Origin of the sequence: Labrys neptuniae (assembly GCF_040797145.1) — a bacterium.
Lineage (GTDB): Bacteria > Pseudomonadota > Alphaproteobacteria > Rhizobiales > Labraceae > Labrys > Labrys neptuniae.
In genome coordinates, this window is the sequence record NZ_JBFNQD010000002.1 from 114,438 (window position 1) to 129,032 (window position 14,595).

Annotated in this window: 10 protein-coding genes; 2 read left to right on the forward strand and 8 right to left on the reverse strand. The window is 56.4% G+C overall.

Going from position 1 to position 14,595, the window contains the following annotated elements; genetic code table 11:
• From ABXS05_RS07910 to ABXS05_RS07925, 4 genes are all read right to left on the reverse strand, one after another.
• The gene (locus ABXS05_RS07910) at window positions 1-777 is read right to left on the reverse strand and encodes an SDH family Clp fold serine proteinase (protein WP_367623500.1); all 777 of its coding nucleotides are present in this window, start codon (window positions 775-777) and stop codon (window positions 1-3) included.
• A gap of 58 nt (window positions 778-835) precedes the next feature.
• Window positions 836-1,045: a hypothetical protein gene (locus tag ABXS05_RS07915; protein ID WP_367623501.1), complete on the reverse strand. Its 210-nt coding sequence runs from the start codon at window positions 1,043-1,045 to the stop codon at window positions 836-838.
• 235 nt (window positions 1,046-1,280) lie between these two features.
• Entirely contained in the window at window positions 1,281-2,594 is a 1,314-nt protein-coding gene (locus ABXS05_RS07920) for an McrC family protein (RefSeq protein WP_367623502.1), read from the reverse strand.
• On the reverse strand, window positions 2,591-5,077 hold the full coding sequence (locus tag ABXS05_RS07925) for a DUF8426 domain-containing protein (RefSeq protein WP_367623503.1): 2,487 nt from the start codon (window positions 5,075-5,077) through the stop codon (window positions 2,591-2,593). Before ABXS05_RS07925 ends, ABXS05_RS07920 begins: the two co-directional genes overlap by 4 nt.
• A gap of 546 nt (window positions 5,078-5,623) precedes the next feature.
• On the opposite strand from ABXS05_RS07925, the gene ABXS05_RS07930 reads away from it, so the two are divergent.
• Complete coding sequence (locus tag ABXS05_RS07930) at window positions 5,624-6,370, forward strand: hypothetical protein (RefSeq protein WP_367623504.1); 747 nt, start codon at window positions 5,624-5,626, stop codon at window positions 6,368-6,370.
• 105 nt (window positions 6,371-6,475) lie between these two features.
• On the forward strand, window positions 6,476-7,114 hold the full coding sequence (locus tag ABXS05_RS07935) for a PM0109 family protein (RefSeq protein WP_367623909.1): 639 nt from the start codon (window positions 6,476-6,478) through the stop codon (window positions 7,112-7,114).
• Window positions 7,115-7,481: 367 nt separating this feature from the next.
• On the opposite strand, the gene ABXS05_RS07940 is transcribed toward ABXS05_RS07935, so the two are convergent.
• From ABXS05_RS07940 to ABXS05_RS07955, 4 genes are all read right to left on the reverse strand, one after another.
• Window positions 7,482-9,356, reverse strand: coding sequence for an Hsp70 family protein (locus ABXS05_RS07940; RefSeq protein WP_367623505.1), 1,875 nt, complete (start codon window positions 9,354-9,356; stop codon window positions 7,482-7,484).
• Entirely contained in the window at window positions 9,353-10,378 is a 1,026-nt protein-coding gene (locus tag ABXS05_RS07945; protein WP_367623506.1) for a hypothetical protein, read from the reverse strand. Before ABXS05_RS07945 ends, ABXS05_RS07940 begins: the two co-directional genes overlap by 4 nt.
• Complete coding sequence (locus tag ABXS05_RS07950) at window positions 10,375-11,340, reverse strand: hypothetical protein (RefSeq protein ID WP_367623507.1); 966 nt, start codon at window positions 11,338-11,340, stop codon at window positions 10,375-10,377. The genes ABXS05_RS07945 and ABXS05_RS07950 overlap by 4 nt, the downstream gene beginning before the upstream one ends.
• Window positions 11,341-11,554: 214 nt before the next feature.
• Window positions 11,555-14,593: a type III restriction-modification system endonuclease gene (locus tag ABXS05_RS07955; RefSeq protein ID WP_367623508.1), complete on the reverse strand. Its 3,039-nt coding sequence runs from the start codon at window positions 14,591-14,593 to the stop codon at window positions 11,555-11,557.
• Window positions 14,594-14,595 lie beyond the last annotated feature (2 nt).

Here is a 14,595-nt window from a genome sequence, read left to right on the forward strand (position 1 = left end):
CTATGATGCGTTTGGCGGCGCAGCTACAGCAGTGCTGCTTGCCCGCCCCTCGAAAACCTTGACATAGCCATTCTGGCGAGAATCGAAATCGTACATCGAATAGAGCAACCAGATACGCTGCCAAAGCTCCTCCTCTGGAGGCAGGTACTCGACTTCCAATCCCAGCGCTTTCGCTTCTCGGTAGTCGATAACTGAGCCGTGGGAATGATATTTCTCGCGCGAGGAAAGCGCTGCCACAGCCGCATCGATAGCGGCCGGATTGGCGTTTTTCATCATCCCCCTTTGAAGCAAGGTGGTCGCCAGAGCTCTCGTCTGGTTGAGAGCAAATCTTCCAGACATGTGGAGAGGAAAATTTTGAGCCGCAATTTCTGGCGTGTTCAAAATGGTACTCGGAATGCCATTCAAGTGCGGTTCGATGGGCCCCAATTCAGAGGCTCCGCCCATCATTATCGACCGTGCTGCGAGACAGAGCAATGTACCATTGCTCTTTGCGGCATTCGGAACGATGACTCGAAGGTCGCTGATGGTGTTCGTAATTAGGGAAACAAGGCCTTCGGTTGCGTCCGTAAAGCCTCCCGTAGTTTCGAGGAAAAGGTCGGTAGGCGCACCATGTAAATCATGCAAAATCTCCGGCATGATAGCAACATCCCGGGGATCGATATCGCTAGGCAGATAGCGGTTTGCGAAATAGACAATAAGCCGCCGGCCAGTAATCTCTTCGATATCGCGAATCAGCAATTGACGAAGGTAGCGATCCTTCTGCTGCACCCAGAACATAGGTGTTTGGGTGGGTAGTTCCTTCGATCTGGGAAAGCGTTCCGGCTTCGAATTCGAACTAGTCCCCGATACCTTCTTTGGCGACCTTGTCGTCATTTATTTGCCGTTCAGGTTGTTGCAGCTGGTTTTCCTGAATAGCACGCATCATCGCCGTGAAATCTGGCTTTCTCTCTGCCACATAAGGAATCACATGAGCATTCACAGCTTTTCCCGATTCCGGGGGTCTAAGAAGCGTGGATAAATCACCCATTGCGTGAATCTTGGTCATTTGCTCGCCTCCGCTGCCGATGCGGCCTATGCCGACTCAAGACTTAGAATCACTCGCGAATCGAGTGTCAACAGAAAACGTGGTTAAGGCCCTAGGATGCCCCTTGGATAAGATGCGGGAAACGCATCGTACTGGGCTATTGTTCCCGTACGTAGGCAAAACACCACCAGTGCCGCTGGGCGGCCAAAAAAGTGCTTCGGCCCGCCATAAGCAGGAACGTTGCAAGTAGGCCACTTCAAGCTTGGTTGAAAGCAGGTCTATTGATGGTTCCGGAATGGCGCTCTCCGTCGAACACTAGTTGACGAAGGCTGCCCTGAATTTCTGCTGAACACTGCTCGATTGGAACCGTCGCGATATCCAAGCGATCCCGGCCGGGCGGGATGCCTCTGGTATCAACACTCAGGGCAATTTCGCCTGGGAGGGCGGGGTAGAGTAGAATAAGCCGAGAGCAGGCATAGAGGCGCGAATAGGCCATCATCTGATACAGATCCGAATGCGCGACGCCCTTAGCAGCATGCTTCCACTTGGTATCGATCACCCCGACGACATGGCGACTGCGCTTGATCAGAATATCCGGACGGGTAGGGTGACTATCGCCAATCACTGCCTCGCCGTCCTTCCACATCCCCATGCAATAGGCGAAGCCCCCTTGGGCAACAACATCGAGTCCCGTGCCCGCGAGTGCGCGACGGAGCTGCACAGCCACAAAGCGCTCAAATAGCTCGTTCATCGGGAAGAGCAAAGTGATGCCCTCTGGGCCCCGCGCCTCGGCATGGGTCTGTTGCCAGCGCCCGCCAAGCAGCAGCCGCGCGAGATCGAGCAGCTTGCTCCACCGCCGACTCGACCGGTCGATGCGGACTTGACTCCACGGCAGCGCCCATGGGGCAACATCGCTCACTTCGGCCAACAAGAAGCGCAGCTCAGCTAGCTTGCGCTGGGTAGCCACAGACCGGGCGTGCCGCGCCAAAAGTAGCACACATGCTTTTACTACCTGCATCAACGGCACATCGCTGTCGAGCACGTCGAAGCGGCAGGCGAGCCGATCCGGCCGAACTGCGTGCACCGTGAACTGGCGCACCATGTCCAACTGCCCGCGCAAAGTGCGCAGATCATCGTCATGCGTTCGGTAGAGGTGGGGGAGGCCACGGCGCACCTCCGCCAACAGACGGTCGGCAAACAGGGTGATGAAGATTTCAAGAAGCGAGTCCGCCCGATGCGCTAGCGCCGCAGTCTCCCCGGTGGAAAGATCGAGGCCTAGCGCGACATCTAGCATATAGACCAGCCGGGCACGCACGCCGACTGCTTCCCCGCCCGTAGCCTCGGGGTCGACCTTGGGCAGAATCTCCAAGCTGCAGTCACGCCCTGCGATCACGCCCACCATCTGCCGCGCACGCAGGAAGCGGTGATGGTCACAAAGGATGTCCGTGCCATCGGCGCCGCCCAGTTCATGCCGGCGAGCGGCAGCGAGCAACGAATCGGCCTGGTGCCGCGTAAAGCCGCCATCCCCAACAGAGACACGTCCCCATTCGTGGACCGTGAGGTGGGTCACTCAGCAGCCTCATCCATGGAGTCCTCGACCAACACGGCACGGGTGGAGTTGCCGACGAGGCGGTCATAGGCATCGGATGCGAATTCGTAGCGTACACTCCAGCTTTCGCGTTCTTCGCCGCCCTGTCCAGTCGGGTCGCGAAGCTTGCGGCAATCAAGGAAGCCGCCCCCCTTGCCTTGAGGCTCGCCGAGCACTGCCGCGATACGACTCCAGTCCTCGAAGAAATATTCCTGGAGGAGTGGGATCACCTTGTCGCGCATAGTTGCGTCGATCGCCGCCCGGTCCTTGCCACTTTCGCCAAGGAAGAACGCATGGCCAATGCGATGCTCGCGGTCGATCAGATATTCGATCCGATCGTTGATCGTTTCCAGCACTCGGCGCAACGGTACTCCTTCAACGGCCTGGGGTAGGAGCAAAGGATCCGGTGCAATCTCGCGGAATAGGAAACGGCGCCGCAGCGCAGTATCGAGAAGCGCGATCGACCGATCGGCGGTGTTCATCGTGCCGACGATGTGGAGATTGCCAGGGACCGAAAAAGCTTCCTTCGAGTATGGCAACCGGACCTCGATGGCATTGGGCATGCCCGAGCGCTTGTCCGGCTCGATCAGTGTGATGAGCTCACCGAAAATCTTTGAAATATTACCGCGATTGATCTCGTCTATGATCAGAACGTAGGGCTCCGGCTCGGCCGGACCAACTCCCGAAAGCTGGCCGTTGATATAACCTTCAAGGGCGGGGATAATCAAATCGCTGCGCGCCAGAAGATAGACGGCGCGCATAGAGAAGCCTTTGGCGTAGATATCGTCGACCGGCGCCCCCGCTTTGTCGATCCAAAGCCAATTGACCTTGCGTCGATGCGGATAGACGCCGCTCTCGCGCGCAGCGTACTCGTAATCGCCGGTTACCTCGCCAACGGCGCGGAATTTCGAATTTCCCTTTGATACTATCACCAGATCACCGCGCTTGATCCAGTTACGGAAGATCAGAGGGCATTGGACACGCCCTGTATGCGCGGTCGGCTCCGGTGCCCCGTTCTCAGGGTGCTCGCGATCATACTCACGGCAGGCCGCGATAAACGCATCGCGATCCCCGAAGCGCGGGTTGCTCCAGTCGATGTCATCATAGCCGAGCAGCACATAGCCTTGAGCGAGGGCCTCCTCGAAGAGATAGTCATCCTCCGACCTGGCTGCCTCGCCGATCGACAGCTTGAACACTTGCCGGGCGCCTATCGCGAATTGACCACCACCACCTCGGCTTGCCGTTGCCCGGTGCGCAATTCGACGGAAAACTCCTTCTTCGGGGACGAGTGAGAACCCCGCAGACTCGGTGGAAATGGATCCGAATTCCGAGCCACCCTGCTGCGGGCGCAGGCCCTCGACGAACTCCTCGTAGCTGTAGCTTTGGTGGAAGGTGACGAAATCGATCCGCCGCGCTTTGATCAGCTCGCTATAGCGATCCATCAGCGCGTGACGGTCAGCCGGAGTGGAACCGTCACACAGCTTCACGGCTTCTTCGGCTGTCCGCCACGTTTTGCCTGTGCCAGGCGGACCGTAGAGAATGAGGTTGATCGGGTACGGCATCGGACTTTGGCGATCAGCGGAAGCTTGGTCAGCGAGCGTGCCATGTTTGCCTGGCATTTCACCCTCCACGATTTCAAAGCCCAGCTTTTCTAAATGACGCCGGGCCGCCGTACCGTCGCACGCCTTCCCGTCAAGCGGTGTGCCTCCGGGCATGAACTGATGGGCCACGCCGAAGACCGCCTTCGAGGGATAGCGCGCACCATCCCGCACAACCCAATAGTCTATGCTCGCGCCAAACCCGTAGATATCCAGGAACGCACTTGTTCCAAGTAACGCGCATTCATCAATGGCCTTGTTGACCGCGTCCCGGTCGGGCTTTGACTGCTGTTCGCCATGATAGCGCTTGTAGTAATTCACGGTGGTACGAAGATTACCGAGATCACGATAGAGATCGCTTGTCAGGTTCACTTTCGACGGATTCGGACTGTTCTGCGCTCTGTCAGCAGCCGTGTACCGCAAGCTCTGCATTACCGACTCGAGCTTGTCCTCTTCATAGAGCGCGCTTAGGTCACCATAAGCCTTCGCAAGCTTGCGAGCCCCGGATAGCTTTGTACGCACCGTGTTCGAGCTATAATTGGCCTCAAGCCAATCACGAAATCCGGCTTCATCAATGCGGGTGTCCCGATGCCCCTCGTGCATCCGGCCGCCCGCTTCGAGGAACTTTCGGTAATATCGAAGGCTAGTAGGAAGGTGATCACGCTCGCCGTCGTTACCGAGGCTCGAGGGCAGATCTTCGCCCGTCTGCAATCGCACCTCGAGTGCATCGAACTCGCCACGCTCATGAAGCAGATCGAGATCACCAAACACGCGGTCTAGTTTACGGACCTTGCTCATCTGCGTGCTGATCGTGCCCGCCGAATAGTTTTTAGTCTGGAGCCAGGCTTTGAACTCAGCTTCTCTCATACGGCTACTTCCTGATCGGCTTCGCGGGTTGATGAGCGGAATCCCGCCGCACTAACATACTCCGGAGCATCTTTCGCCAAGGATGAAGGATTCGAGCCTGTCGAGCAAGGCACGGACACGTGCAGCTTCGGCTTCGAGGCAATCAGCGCGGGCGAAAACGGCGTCGAAAGGGTCGATCAATTCGGACCATCCTGATTGCAACAGCAACGCGTTCAGCAAATCGGAAAGAGTAGCTTCCACGCCGAGAACGCCACTCGACGATCCGGCTTTTAGAAGAACTGAGCAGTCGAGGCCTGCCAAGCTAAACCACTCACCACTGCCGCGGGCCGTACCCTGTTTTGACCGGACAGGGGAGCAGAGTGTGGCGCGCCTATGCCGGTCAACATTCCGCGTGCATAATAATGGGGTTCGCCACTGCCGGCGGCCCTTTACCTTGCCTAAACTGCCGCCGCAGCGACGCACGTGGCCCCGCGCTGCCCTCAGCAGATGCTTGGGAACTAGCTTATCGTCGTAATAAATGGAAAGCCCATAGATAATGACGACACAATGTTAAGTGCAATTTTGAATGGAAAAGGTCGGTGTCTTCCAGAGAGCGTAAAAGCAGGAGACTCGCTTCGAAAGGTGTTCGTGCGATCGGAAGACATTCTGACTTCGACGATTTTTGAACGCCTTGCATATTTGGACGGTGCCATTCTTTGGCAGATCATTGGAAATGCCTTTAGGCCCATGTTCTTGCCAGAGCGAAAGATTGTCAATCTCATAGAAATCGAGTTTTGGCCAACCTGGGGTCAAGGCCGCCAATTACTGAATCAAGCGGTGCAGCCTGATGTGGTTCTCAGGCTCTCGGCGGGAGATCCTGCTCAAATCTGGACACTCATCGTCGAATGCAAGCTCGGCGGTCGCCAAGAACCTGGGCAGTGGGCGCGGGAGTGGTTGGCATATCTCGCGGAAAACGCTGACTCAGAGTCGTCTGGCGAGATCTGGCTCGTTGCTTTGGGTGGACTAATGCCGGGCGGCCCCGAATACACAGTCGCCAAGTTCACTGAAATTATCCGTAGAGAACACGGCGCTACAGTCGCAGCGGTCGCTGCAGATTGGTCAGATTTGCTCAAGACCCTCGATCGGGTAGAGGTAAGCGACACCGTCAACCGGCGTATCATCGACGATATGAAAGCAGCGCTGGAATTGCATGGCTTTCGTCAAACGCTGCCCATGTCAGATTTGATTGGCTTGGCCTCGCATTACGCAACGCACGGAGCGTCATTTGGTGCACTTCGGTGGAGTGATAATTGACTATACTCCCGGCACCGAAGGTTCTTGATAGCGACTTGGTGAACCGGCCGGAATGCGTCGAGCAATTTCAGCTAATTAGAAATCCTACCGCACTGAAATAGGTAAATGATCTTGGATGATAAGAATTCTCTAGCCGATGCGCTGACTGATGTTCGAAAAGCCTATCGATTACTTTGGGCTTACCAAAAACGTGTATTTGATGTCGTTCGCTTGATTGTTTCGGAATTCGACGACATGGGCTTCTACTATTGGCAAACCATGCATGCGGATCGCCCTTGTAATTCCGGGACGAACCCCTTGGCTCGATGGACCTGGGACATGCTACCTATGTTGGAGGCATCATATCTGTTCCTTCCGAGCGGCGTCGACAGAAACTCAACGATGCCGGGAACGTGGATGCTGGAGGTCCACGTCGAGTCAGACAGTGGCTTTGAAGATCCTCACGATGGCACTGAACCCAACCCTGAACAATTCAAGGACGCAGCCCTAAGTAAGTCAAAAGTTTCGATTTATGCTTGGTATTGCACCGGACAAACGAATCTTAATTGGTTCACCAACGTTTGGAGTAGCTTGGATTGGCCGGAGAACGAACAAGGCGGAGTGGTGGAATACGTCGATCCGCCATTCAAAATATTCGGCCGCACGCTAGACCTTTCCGCTCTCCCCAGTAAGGAAAGCGTGAGCATCGCTGCTGCCATGTTCCGTATAGACGCTTCCGCGGCGTTGGAGGCCTCTCTCGAATGAAGAACTTCTAACCGAGGAATGCGTTCAGTGTTCCTCGCGGCAAGGACATGGGCGACCGTCGCTATGGTCTTCGCCGGGATGCCGCCTTCAATAAGGTTGGCGGGTACCGAGGCTTGCACCGTCATCTCCTTACACGCCCGGCAAGCATATTTCGGTCGGTGCGTGGTGATCGCACTGAACTCGACTGACACGTCTTCGGGCGTTCGGACACAGCATGTCGGTCGGCAAGCACGCCCGGAGCGCGTAGATTGTGTCGGAGAAGGGATCGGTGCCCATACTTTCTCGAACCAATGCGGCCCTCCGTCCGCCTTCGCGGAAGTCGGCCCGGTTGCTCCTGTCAGGCGTTGTCTCAACAAGAAAAGCCAGCTCAGCAGCACGCCCCCCTGCAGCCAGCTACCGGCCCTTCAGCCTTAATCTGAGAGATTCGTCGCTTGCAGCGCGAGCAGGGAACGTAGAAGTTCTTCTCTTGAAGTTGCCTACTTGTTGCAACTGTGTTCCTGGTATCAAAGTAACTGGAACGCCACTTCGCAACTAAGTCTCCCGGAACGAGCTTCCAGCTTTCATCATCTGAGTAATTCGGGTTGTCGCAGCGAGCGACATTTGTTCGCTGCAGCAGATTACTATCTGCAAGAGCTCGTGCCGCTCCCGCCGGCCCTCCCCCAGCGCTAGCTTTTTCTCTATGGGAGGAGCCACTGCTTGGCGGGACGGCCCCAGCAAGCGAAAGACCAAACTCAAGGTCATGAAATTCCTCGCTTGAATGGGCTCCACGTCCAGTGGACGTCAGAGTGACGCGCGCAATATAATCGTGGTCGATTTGCAGGTGACATTCGATTCGTTCTAGGAGTGGCTGGGCGTTTGCATCGACCTCAACCTTGGCAACGCAAAGTGTCAATCGCGGGTCGCTAGGCAATACTTTTCCGAGCTTCGCAGGTTTTGCTACCTCGACAACAGCCTTTCCTTCGCGCGGGTCAATGCAGAAAAGGCGCGTATTGGCCACATTTTGGGTTTCATTCTCGAGCGGAAGCGTCCAGCCTGCATCGACGAGGGAGTGGTAGGTCCCCCGCCCGGATGTATCGGCAACTAGAATCTCTATTGACTTCGAGAGCGTGAGACGTAAGCCGTCACTGGCAATCCAAGCTGCTCCCTCGGCGATAATTCTATCACCATTATCGAGCTTCGGGACCCGCCCGATAAATCGCTCGACTAAGCCGTCGCGAATGGCTGGCATGTTAACCATGCCGCCTGTGGCAAGACAGAGTTCAATGTCCTGGTACGACAGTTGGGCCTGCTCCAAAATTTGATCGATTCTTGCCAGGCCTCTTATAACAATACCGGCGCTCAGATCCTTGAGCTCGTCACGAGTAACCGTGCCCAGGAGATTCCGACCGGCACCATCTTCCTTAAGGTAATTTCGAACGATCACGTCTTCACTATCGATCTTCGGATCCGATAGATGGATTTTGAGGATCTCGCATTGATGCAGTAACTTTGCGGCCATGCCGGGTTGTTCAAGGACTGTGATATCCTCAATGCCGTGAGCGGCCGCATGTTTAGCTCTTAGGTGGTTTCGAAGGCGTTCATCGAACCTGTCGCCGCCAACTTCATTGTCGCCAAGGTTTACCACTTGCATGATGGCTCCCCCCTGAATTCGACAAAGAGTCAAATCCAAGGTACCGCCACCCCAATCGAAAACTAGTACAGAACGCCCTTCCAGACGGGTAAGCTCTCGGCCAAGGTCTGGCTTAGACCGGAGATAAGCATAAAGCGCAGCCACAGGCTCATGCACGAATTGCACGACGCCAATACCGGCTTTTCTGGCGGCCTCCCGCAGCGCTCGTCTTTCCACTCCCCCAAAGTCGACTGGAATGGTGAAAACAGCCCGAGCCAAGTTTTTGCCAGGCGCCCCTCCCCGCATGGCCGCCGCATCATTCTTGAGATGCTTCAGAACTTCAGAAACCGCGTCGGTCGGCTCAATGGGCCGGCCATCGACAAAAATAGGACCGTTGCGTCGCAACGACATTTTGGGCGAACGAATAAACCCCGGCGGTGCACCCGTATCGGTCCGATCCATGTTCTGCCTTGCTTCGCGGCCGACTACTATGTCTCCCCCCCGATACCAGATAACCGACGGATGAGGTCGCAACGTGACCTGGTCCACCAGGGCCAAGGTCCGACCTCCGACAGTAACGGCAGCCAAGCTATTTGTGGTTCCAAAATCGATGCCAAAGACAACGTCTGTCATGCCTTGGCCTCTTCAATCGTAGAAAGAACTGCCTTGATGCGCTTTAACGCAAGACTGGGGGCGGATGGCTCGATTTCCAAAGCGTCGACTGCGTCCTGAAGCAACGGCTCGATTCGCTCACCGAGAAGCACCCGCTGTTCGGCTCGAGTCTCCGAAAGATCATGGCCCCAATGCTGGCGCTCAGCGGCCAACGTCGCTTCTACTTCTGCTAGTTTGGCGTTTTGTTGTTCCAGTTCATTTTGCACCCTTGCCAGTTCCGCTTGGAGGCGATCGAGCGAAGAACGTGTGTCGGCAAGTCGATCCCGCAGGCTGGCGGAGATCGCACGCTCTCGGCCTCTTTCTTCCTCGGTCACCTTGACCATATCGTGGGCAAGCCCAGCCATTGCAATGGCGACCCGAAACTCGGTGATCTTTCCCTTCTGGATCGCACGGGTTGCTAGGCGCGATGCGCTCTTGCCATCAGGAAACAGTATCGGAAGCAAGCCTTCTGCAATCTGCCATGCCTGAAGGGAGCGCTTCTCTGACAGCCAACATAGGCCGATGCGAAGCCAATTTAACGCTCCCTTTCTTGTTTCCTTATTTTCTGAGGCAAGTCCGTCTGAGAGCCCCTGCGCCAAAGACTTGAGGATTACCTGCTTGTCGAATTCTTGAGGATCGAAGAGTTCGCCCAACATTGTGGTTAGACGCCTCTGAGCAGCCTCCCAAATCCAAGCGTCAACCGGTTCGGGAACATAAGCTTGCGACATAAGCGACCAGAGGCGTTCGCCATCAACATCCATTTTTTCTATAAGATCTTCGACGCCTGCCCGATCAGCCATCGAAAAGCGTTTTACCTCATGCGCGTGCAGAATCTTGAAGAATGCGGTCGCAGTAGCTCTCGGCTCCTCAAAGAATCCAGAAATTGTCGGGCGAATCTCGAAATCGATCGATACCTCTCTTTCACCATCGCTCCTTCCATTCTTAGGCTCCCGACGGGCCAAGTGCACCGGCAGACTCGTTTGTTCCGTTTTTTCTTCGGTCACTTTGAAATATTCTCCAAGCTCTGCTCGGCCCAGCCATTAAATGGATACACAGCGGCTATTTGTGTCAGCGGCTCGACCGCGCTCCGCGATGAGCCCGCTCTCAGAGCTGCCGCAGCCCAAATAGCGAGTGCCTTCTCACGATCGGTCGCGTCCAGGACCGCAGAACTCGCAACCTTTCGGCACTCGTCGTCTAGGATAGGACTCCATCGGGTTTCCCTTGCCATGCGTGCTGCCAGATCCAATATTCGCGCTGTTCCGTGATCAATAGGGCAGATCGGCCGGCGCCTGGCACTGTCTTCCAATGACGGCATGCTGGTACGCTTGGGATCGCTCAGCAGCGCCCGCGCAAGATCAAGTTCCCAATACCCCGTTTGCCGATCTGCCCCGGAAAAATCATTGAGGGCAAACCGAGCGACTTCCGTTATTAAACGCGCAAGCGGGCGATCAAAATCTGTGAGCACTTCTAGAGCCGAGCCATAAAGCCCCCGATAGCGCGAGAACGGAGTGGTCAGACTCTCGGTCTCAGGTCGTTCCTTGAGCAAAACGCCGAGACAGTAGTCGGCAAGACCGGAAGCATAGTCGCTGCCGGGACCTTGTGTTCGCGCGTCTGCCAAGAAACGGTCGATAGTGCCGCGAGTGATCGACGAAGAGACGAGTAATTCTGCGAAGACATCGTCAACATGGTTAAGTTCTGAGGTATCGGCTATCCGGAACGAAATCGTATAATAGGTTAAAATGGGCTGGGCATTGGGCTGCGTATCATTTAGGAGAATCAAGCTCGTCTCGGCTTGCCTCGTCTCTGCAATTCTTTTCAAGGCCGTATCTGGCAAAGAGCTTTGGAGATCTTGGCCATCGATGCTAATCTTGACCGCGGTCGCATTGGCGATCACGATCTGACATTGATCTATTGGAACACGGACAATTGCTCGGCCCGATGGTTCCTTTCCTCCCAGAAGCAGCACAGGTCGCTCCACTCGGTGCTTCGTGTAAACATGATCGTGAAGCTCTGTTTGAATAGAAAAAATGGAGCTGCAAAAGGGGCAACGAAAGGCAGGCTTCGCAGGCGGGCCTGGATTAGGTGTCCGCTCAGTTCCTTCAAAGAAGGCCTCAAGCGCGTCCTCACGTATCCAACCGACTGTTGGCACCTGCCTATCCCCCCGGAATTTTCACTCGACGTCAAACAATTGCACGCCCGACAATATCCATCAGCTTGTCATAGCTGGTGACGACGTCGTATTTGACGCGATCCTCGCTGACGCGCCGCCCAACTTCGTCGAAGAACTTTCGAGCGCAGGCGATCTTGGTGTTCTCAATTTCGCGAAGCTTCATGGAAGACATGCTGCCCTTCGTCTCGGCGACGAAGTAGATGTGCTTGACGCTTCCTTCCTTGAAGGAAATCGCCCAATCGGGGTTGTAGTCTCCAACAGGTGTCGGAATCAGGAAGCCGCGCGGCAGCTTGGCGTAGACCACTACCTCGCTGGCGGTATCGAGCTCGTCGACGAACTTGCGCTCGATGTCGGAGTCGGTGACCACATAATCGTAGACGTGCCGCTTGAGCTTGGCCGAAGCCTTGGAAAAGTCCTGACCGGTCTGGTTCGCGGTAAAGATGTCAACGTGATAGCGCTCGGCGAGCCCGTCATAGGCCAGCCGCTCGATCACCATCGTGGCCTTCTGCTCGGCGATGATCCGCGAAGCCTCGGCGATGAAGTGCTCGGGGTTCTCTTTGAACTGCCCGAACACGCTTTTCTGGATGCTGGTCAGGATCTCGGCTGCGGTCTTGCGTGTAAGTTCCGTATTTTCGGCTATCTTCCCGAGGAGGTCGTACTTCACGAGCGAATGGATCGATCCGCCGCGCTCGGTCGTGGACCCTGTCAGGGCAAAACCATCACCTGCCTTGAGCTGCTCGTCAGTCAGCCCATCGCCCTGAATCCCTGCCTGAACGGTATACTGGAGCGGCGTCACACGAAGCTGGCTATCGAGGGCGCTTACGCATTTGCGGACCAATTCCTCGGAGTCGAACTCGACGCGATAGACGGCTTTCTGGTTGATGCGCCGCCAGAGCTCCTGGAATTCCTTCTTCTCGAAATTCTCGTTCAGTGGATTGGTCTTCGGCTTGCGGCCATCCTCGACCTTGGGCAGCTGCGCATCGCTGAAGACGCTGTCGATGATCTGGAAGATCTGATCGGCGTGTGCCTTCAGCTCATCCGGCAAAGCCGCCAAGGTTCCGGCTTCCTTCGCCTGATGGTAGGCCTCGGTGATCTGGTCCGCGTCATCGGAATAGTCGTTCTTCAAGAGGTAGCGGTAGATCTGCTTCGCCATAGCCGGCGTGATCTCGACCGGGCCGACATCCGTCGTGATGGTCTTGCCCGTGAAGTATGCTTCCGTCGCTTTGCGCGGGCGCGACGTCAGCGTGTCGGCGATCTCATTCTGGAGACCGGCCACGAAGTTTTTGTAGCTCTCACTGGCGACGACTGTGAGGACGTTTATGTCATGGACGACTGCGGGGTTATCCATCCGGTCGCCGTGTTGGTCCACCGACAGGCGAAGTCCGCGGCCCACTTCCTGGCGCCTCGAAACGGTGTTGTCGCTGTGCTTGAGCATGCACATGACGAAGACGTTGGGATTGTCCCACCCTTCGCGCAGCGCGGAATGCGAGAAGATGAACCGCGTGGGCTCCGCGAAAGACAGCAACCGTTCCTTGTCCTTCAGGATCAGGTCATAGGCGTCAACGTCGTCTGAATCAACCGACCGGGCGCCGACAGCGGGATCCTTCAGCCGGTTCGTCTTCTTGTCGATCGAGAAATAACCGTTGTGCGTCTTGGCCGCATCGATACCCGCCAGATGCTTCCGGTAGGCGTCGTGATCAACCGCAAGGTCCGCCAGATACTCCGCCTTGAGAAGCTCATACTCCTCCTCGAACACCCTGGCATACTCGCCCTTCTCATCAGACTGGGCATAGTCGCGGTACTTCACCACCTCGTCGATGAAGAACAGCGACAATACCTTGATGCCTTGAGCGAACAGCTGCTTCTCCTTGTCGAGATGCGCCTTGATCGTCTCGCGGATCTGGATGCGGCGGATGTCGCGCTCGGACACGTCACCGGTTGCCTCCCCGGCCTGGAGCACCAGGCCGTTGGTGAACTCGACCGTGTCGTTGCGGGCGTCGATCTGGGAGATCGTGAATCCATCCCGATATTGATCCAACTCGCCGGACTCGGCGAACAGGTCGTCACGAAACTCCAGCCGCTTGAGCTGGCGCTTGATCTCACCGCTCGCGAGTTTCACCTCGATCTCGAGCCGCGCCACCGGCGCCTTCTTCGAGATTTCGATGCCCTCGAGGTAGAGATAGGCGTTCGTGCCGGCGAGCCCGCGCGTCTGGATGCCCCGCACCGCGATCTTCTTCACCAGCTTCTGGTTGTAGGCATCGAGCGCATCGAGCCGGTGAACACGGTTGTGCTGCGTCTTGTGGGTCGCCGAGTAGCGCAGGATCATGAGCGGCTTGAACTTGGGAAGCGCCTCTATCGTGGCCGCGCCTTCCATCTTCTGGGGCTCATCGAGGATCAGGATCGGCCGATTGCTGGCGATTACGTCGATGGGCTTGCGCGACTGGAAGTCGTCCAGCTCCTCATAGATGCGACGGTTGTCGGCGCCGCGTGCCGCGAACGCCTGGATGTTGATCACCATCACGTTGATGCCAGCATCCGACGAGAAGCTTTCGAGCTCATGCAGGCGCTTGGAGTTGTAGATGAAAAAGCGGACCTTCTTGCCGTAGCTCTCGGTAAAATGGTCGGCGGTGATCTGAAGCGATTTATGGACGCCTTCCCGGATGGCGATGGACGGCACCATGATGATGAACTTCGACCAGCCGTAGCGCTTGTTCATCTCGAAGATCGTCTTGATATAGCAATAGGTCTTCCCGGTCCCCGTCTCCATCTCGATATCGAGGTTGACCCTGCACCCGGCGCTGGCGACCAGCTTGTCCGAGATTGGCAGATTCTGCCGGCGCTGGACGTCCTTGATGTTGGCAAGCACCTGAGGCTCGGTCAGCGCCAGATCGGCGTTCTTGAACCCTTCCTCGAAAGCGCTCGTCTGCGCCTTTCGGCCCGGATCGATCCGATAGGTGATGCTGTTCGACATCGGCTGCCCGGCGAAGCAGTTAACGACCGCATTCACGGCCTCGGTCTGATAGGGTTGGACCTTGAATTTCAGTTTCATGG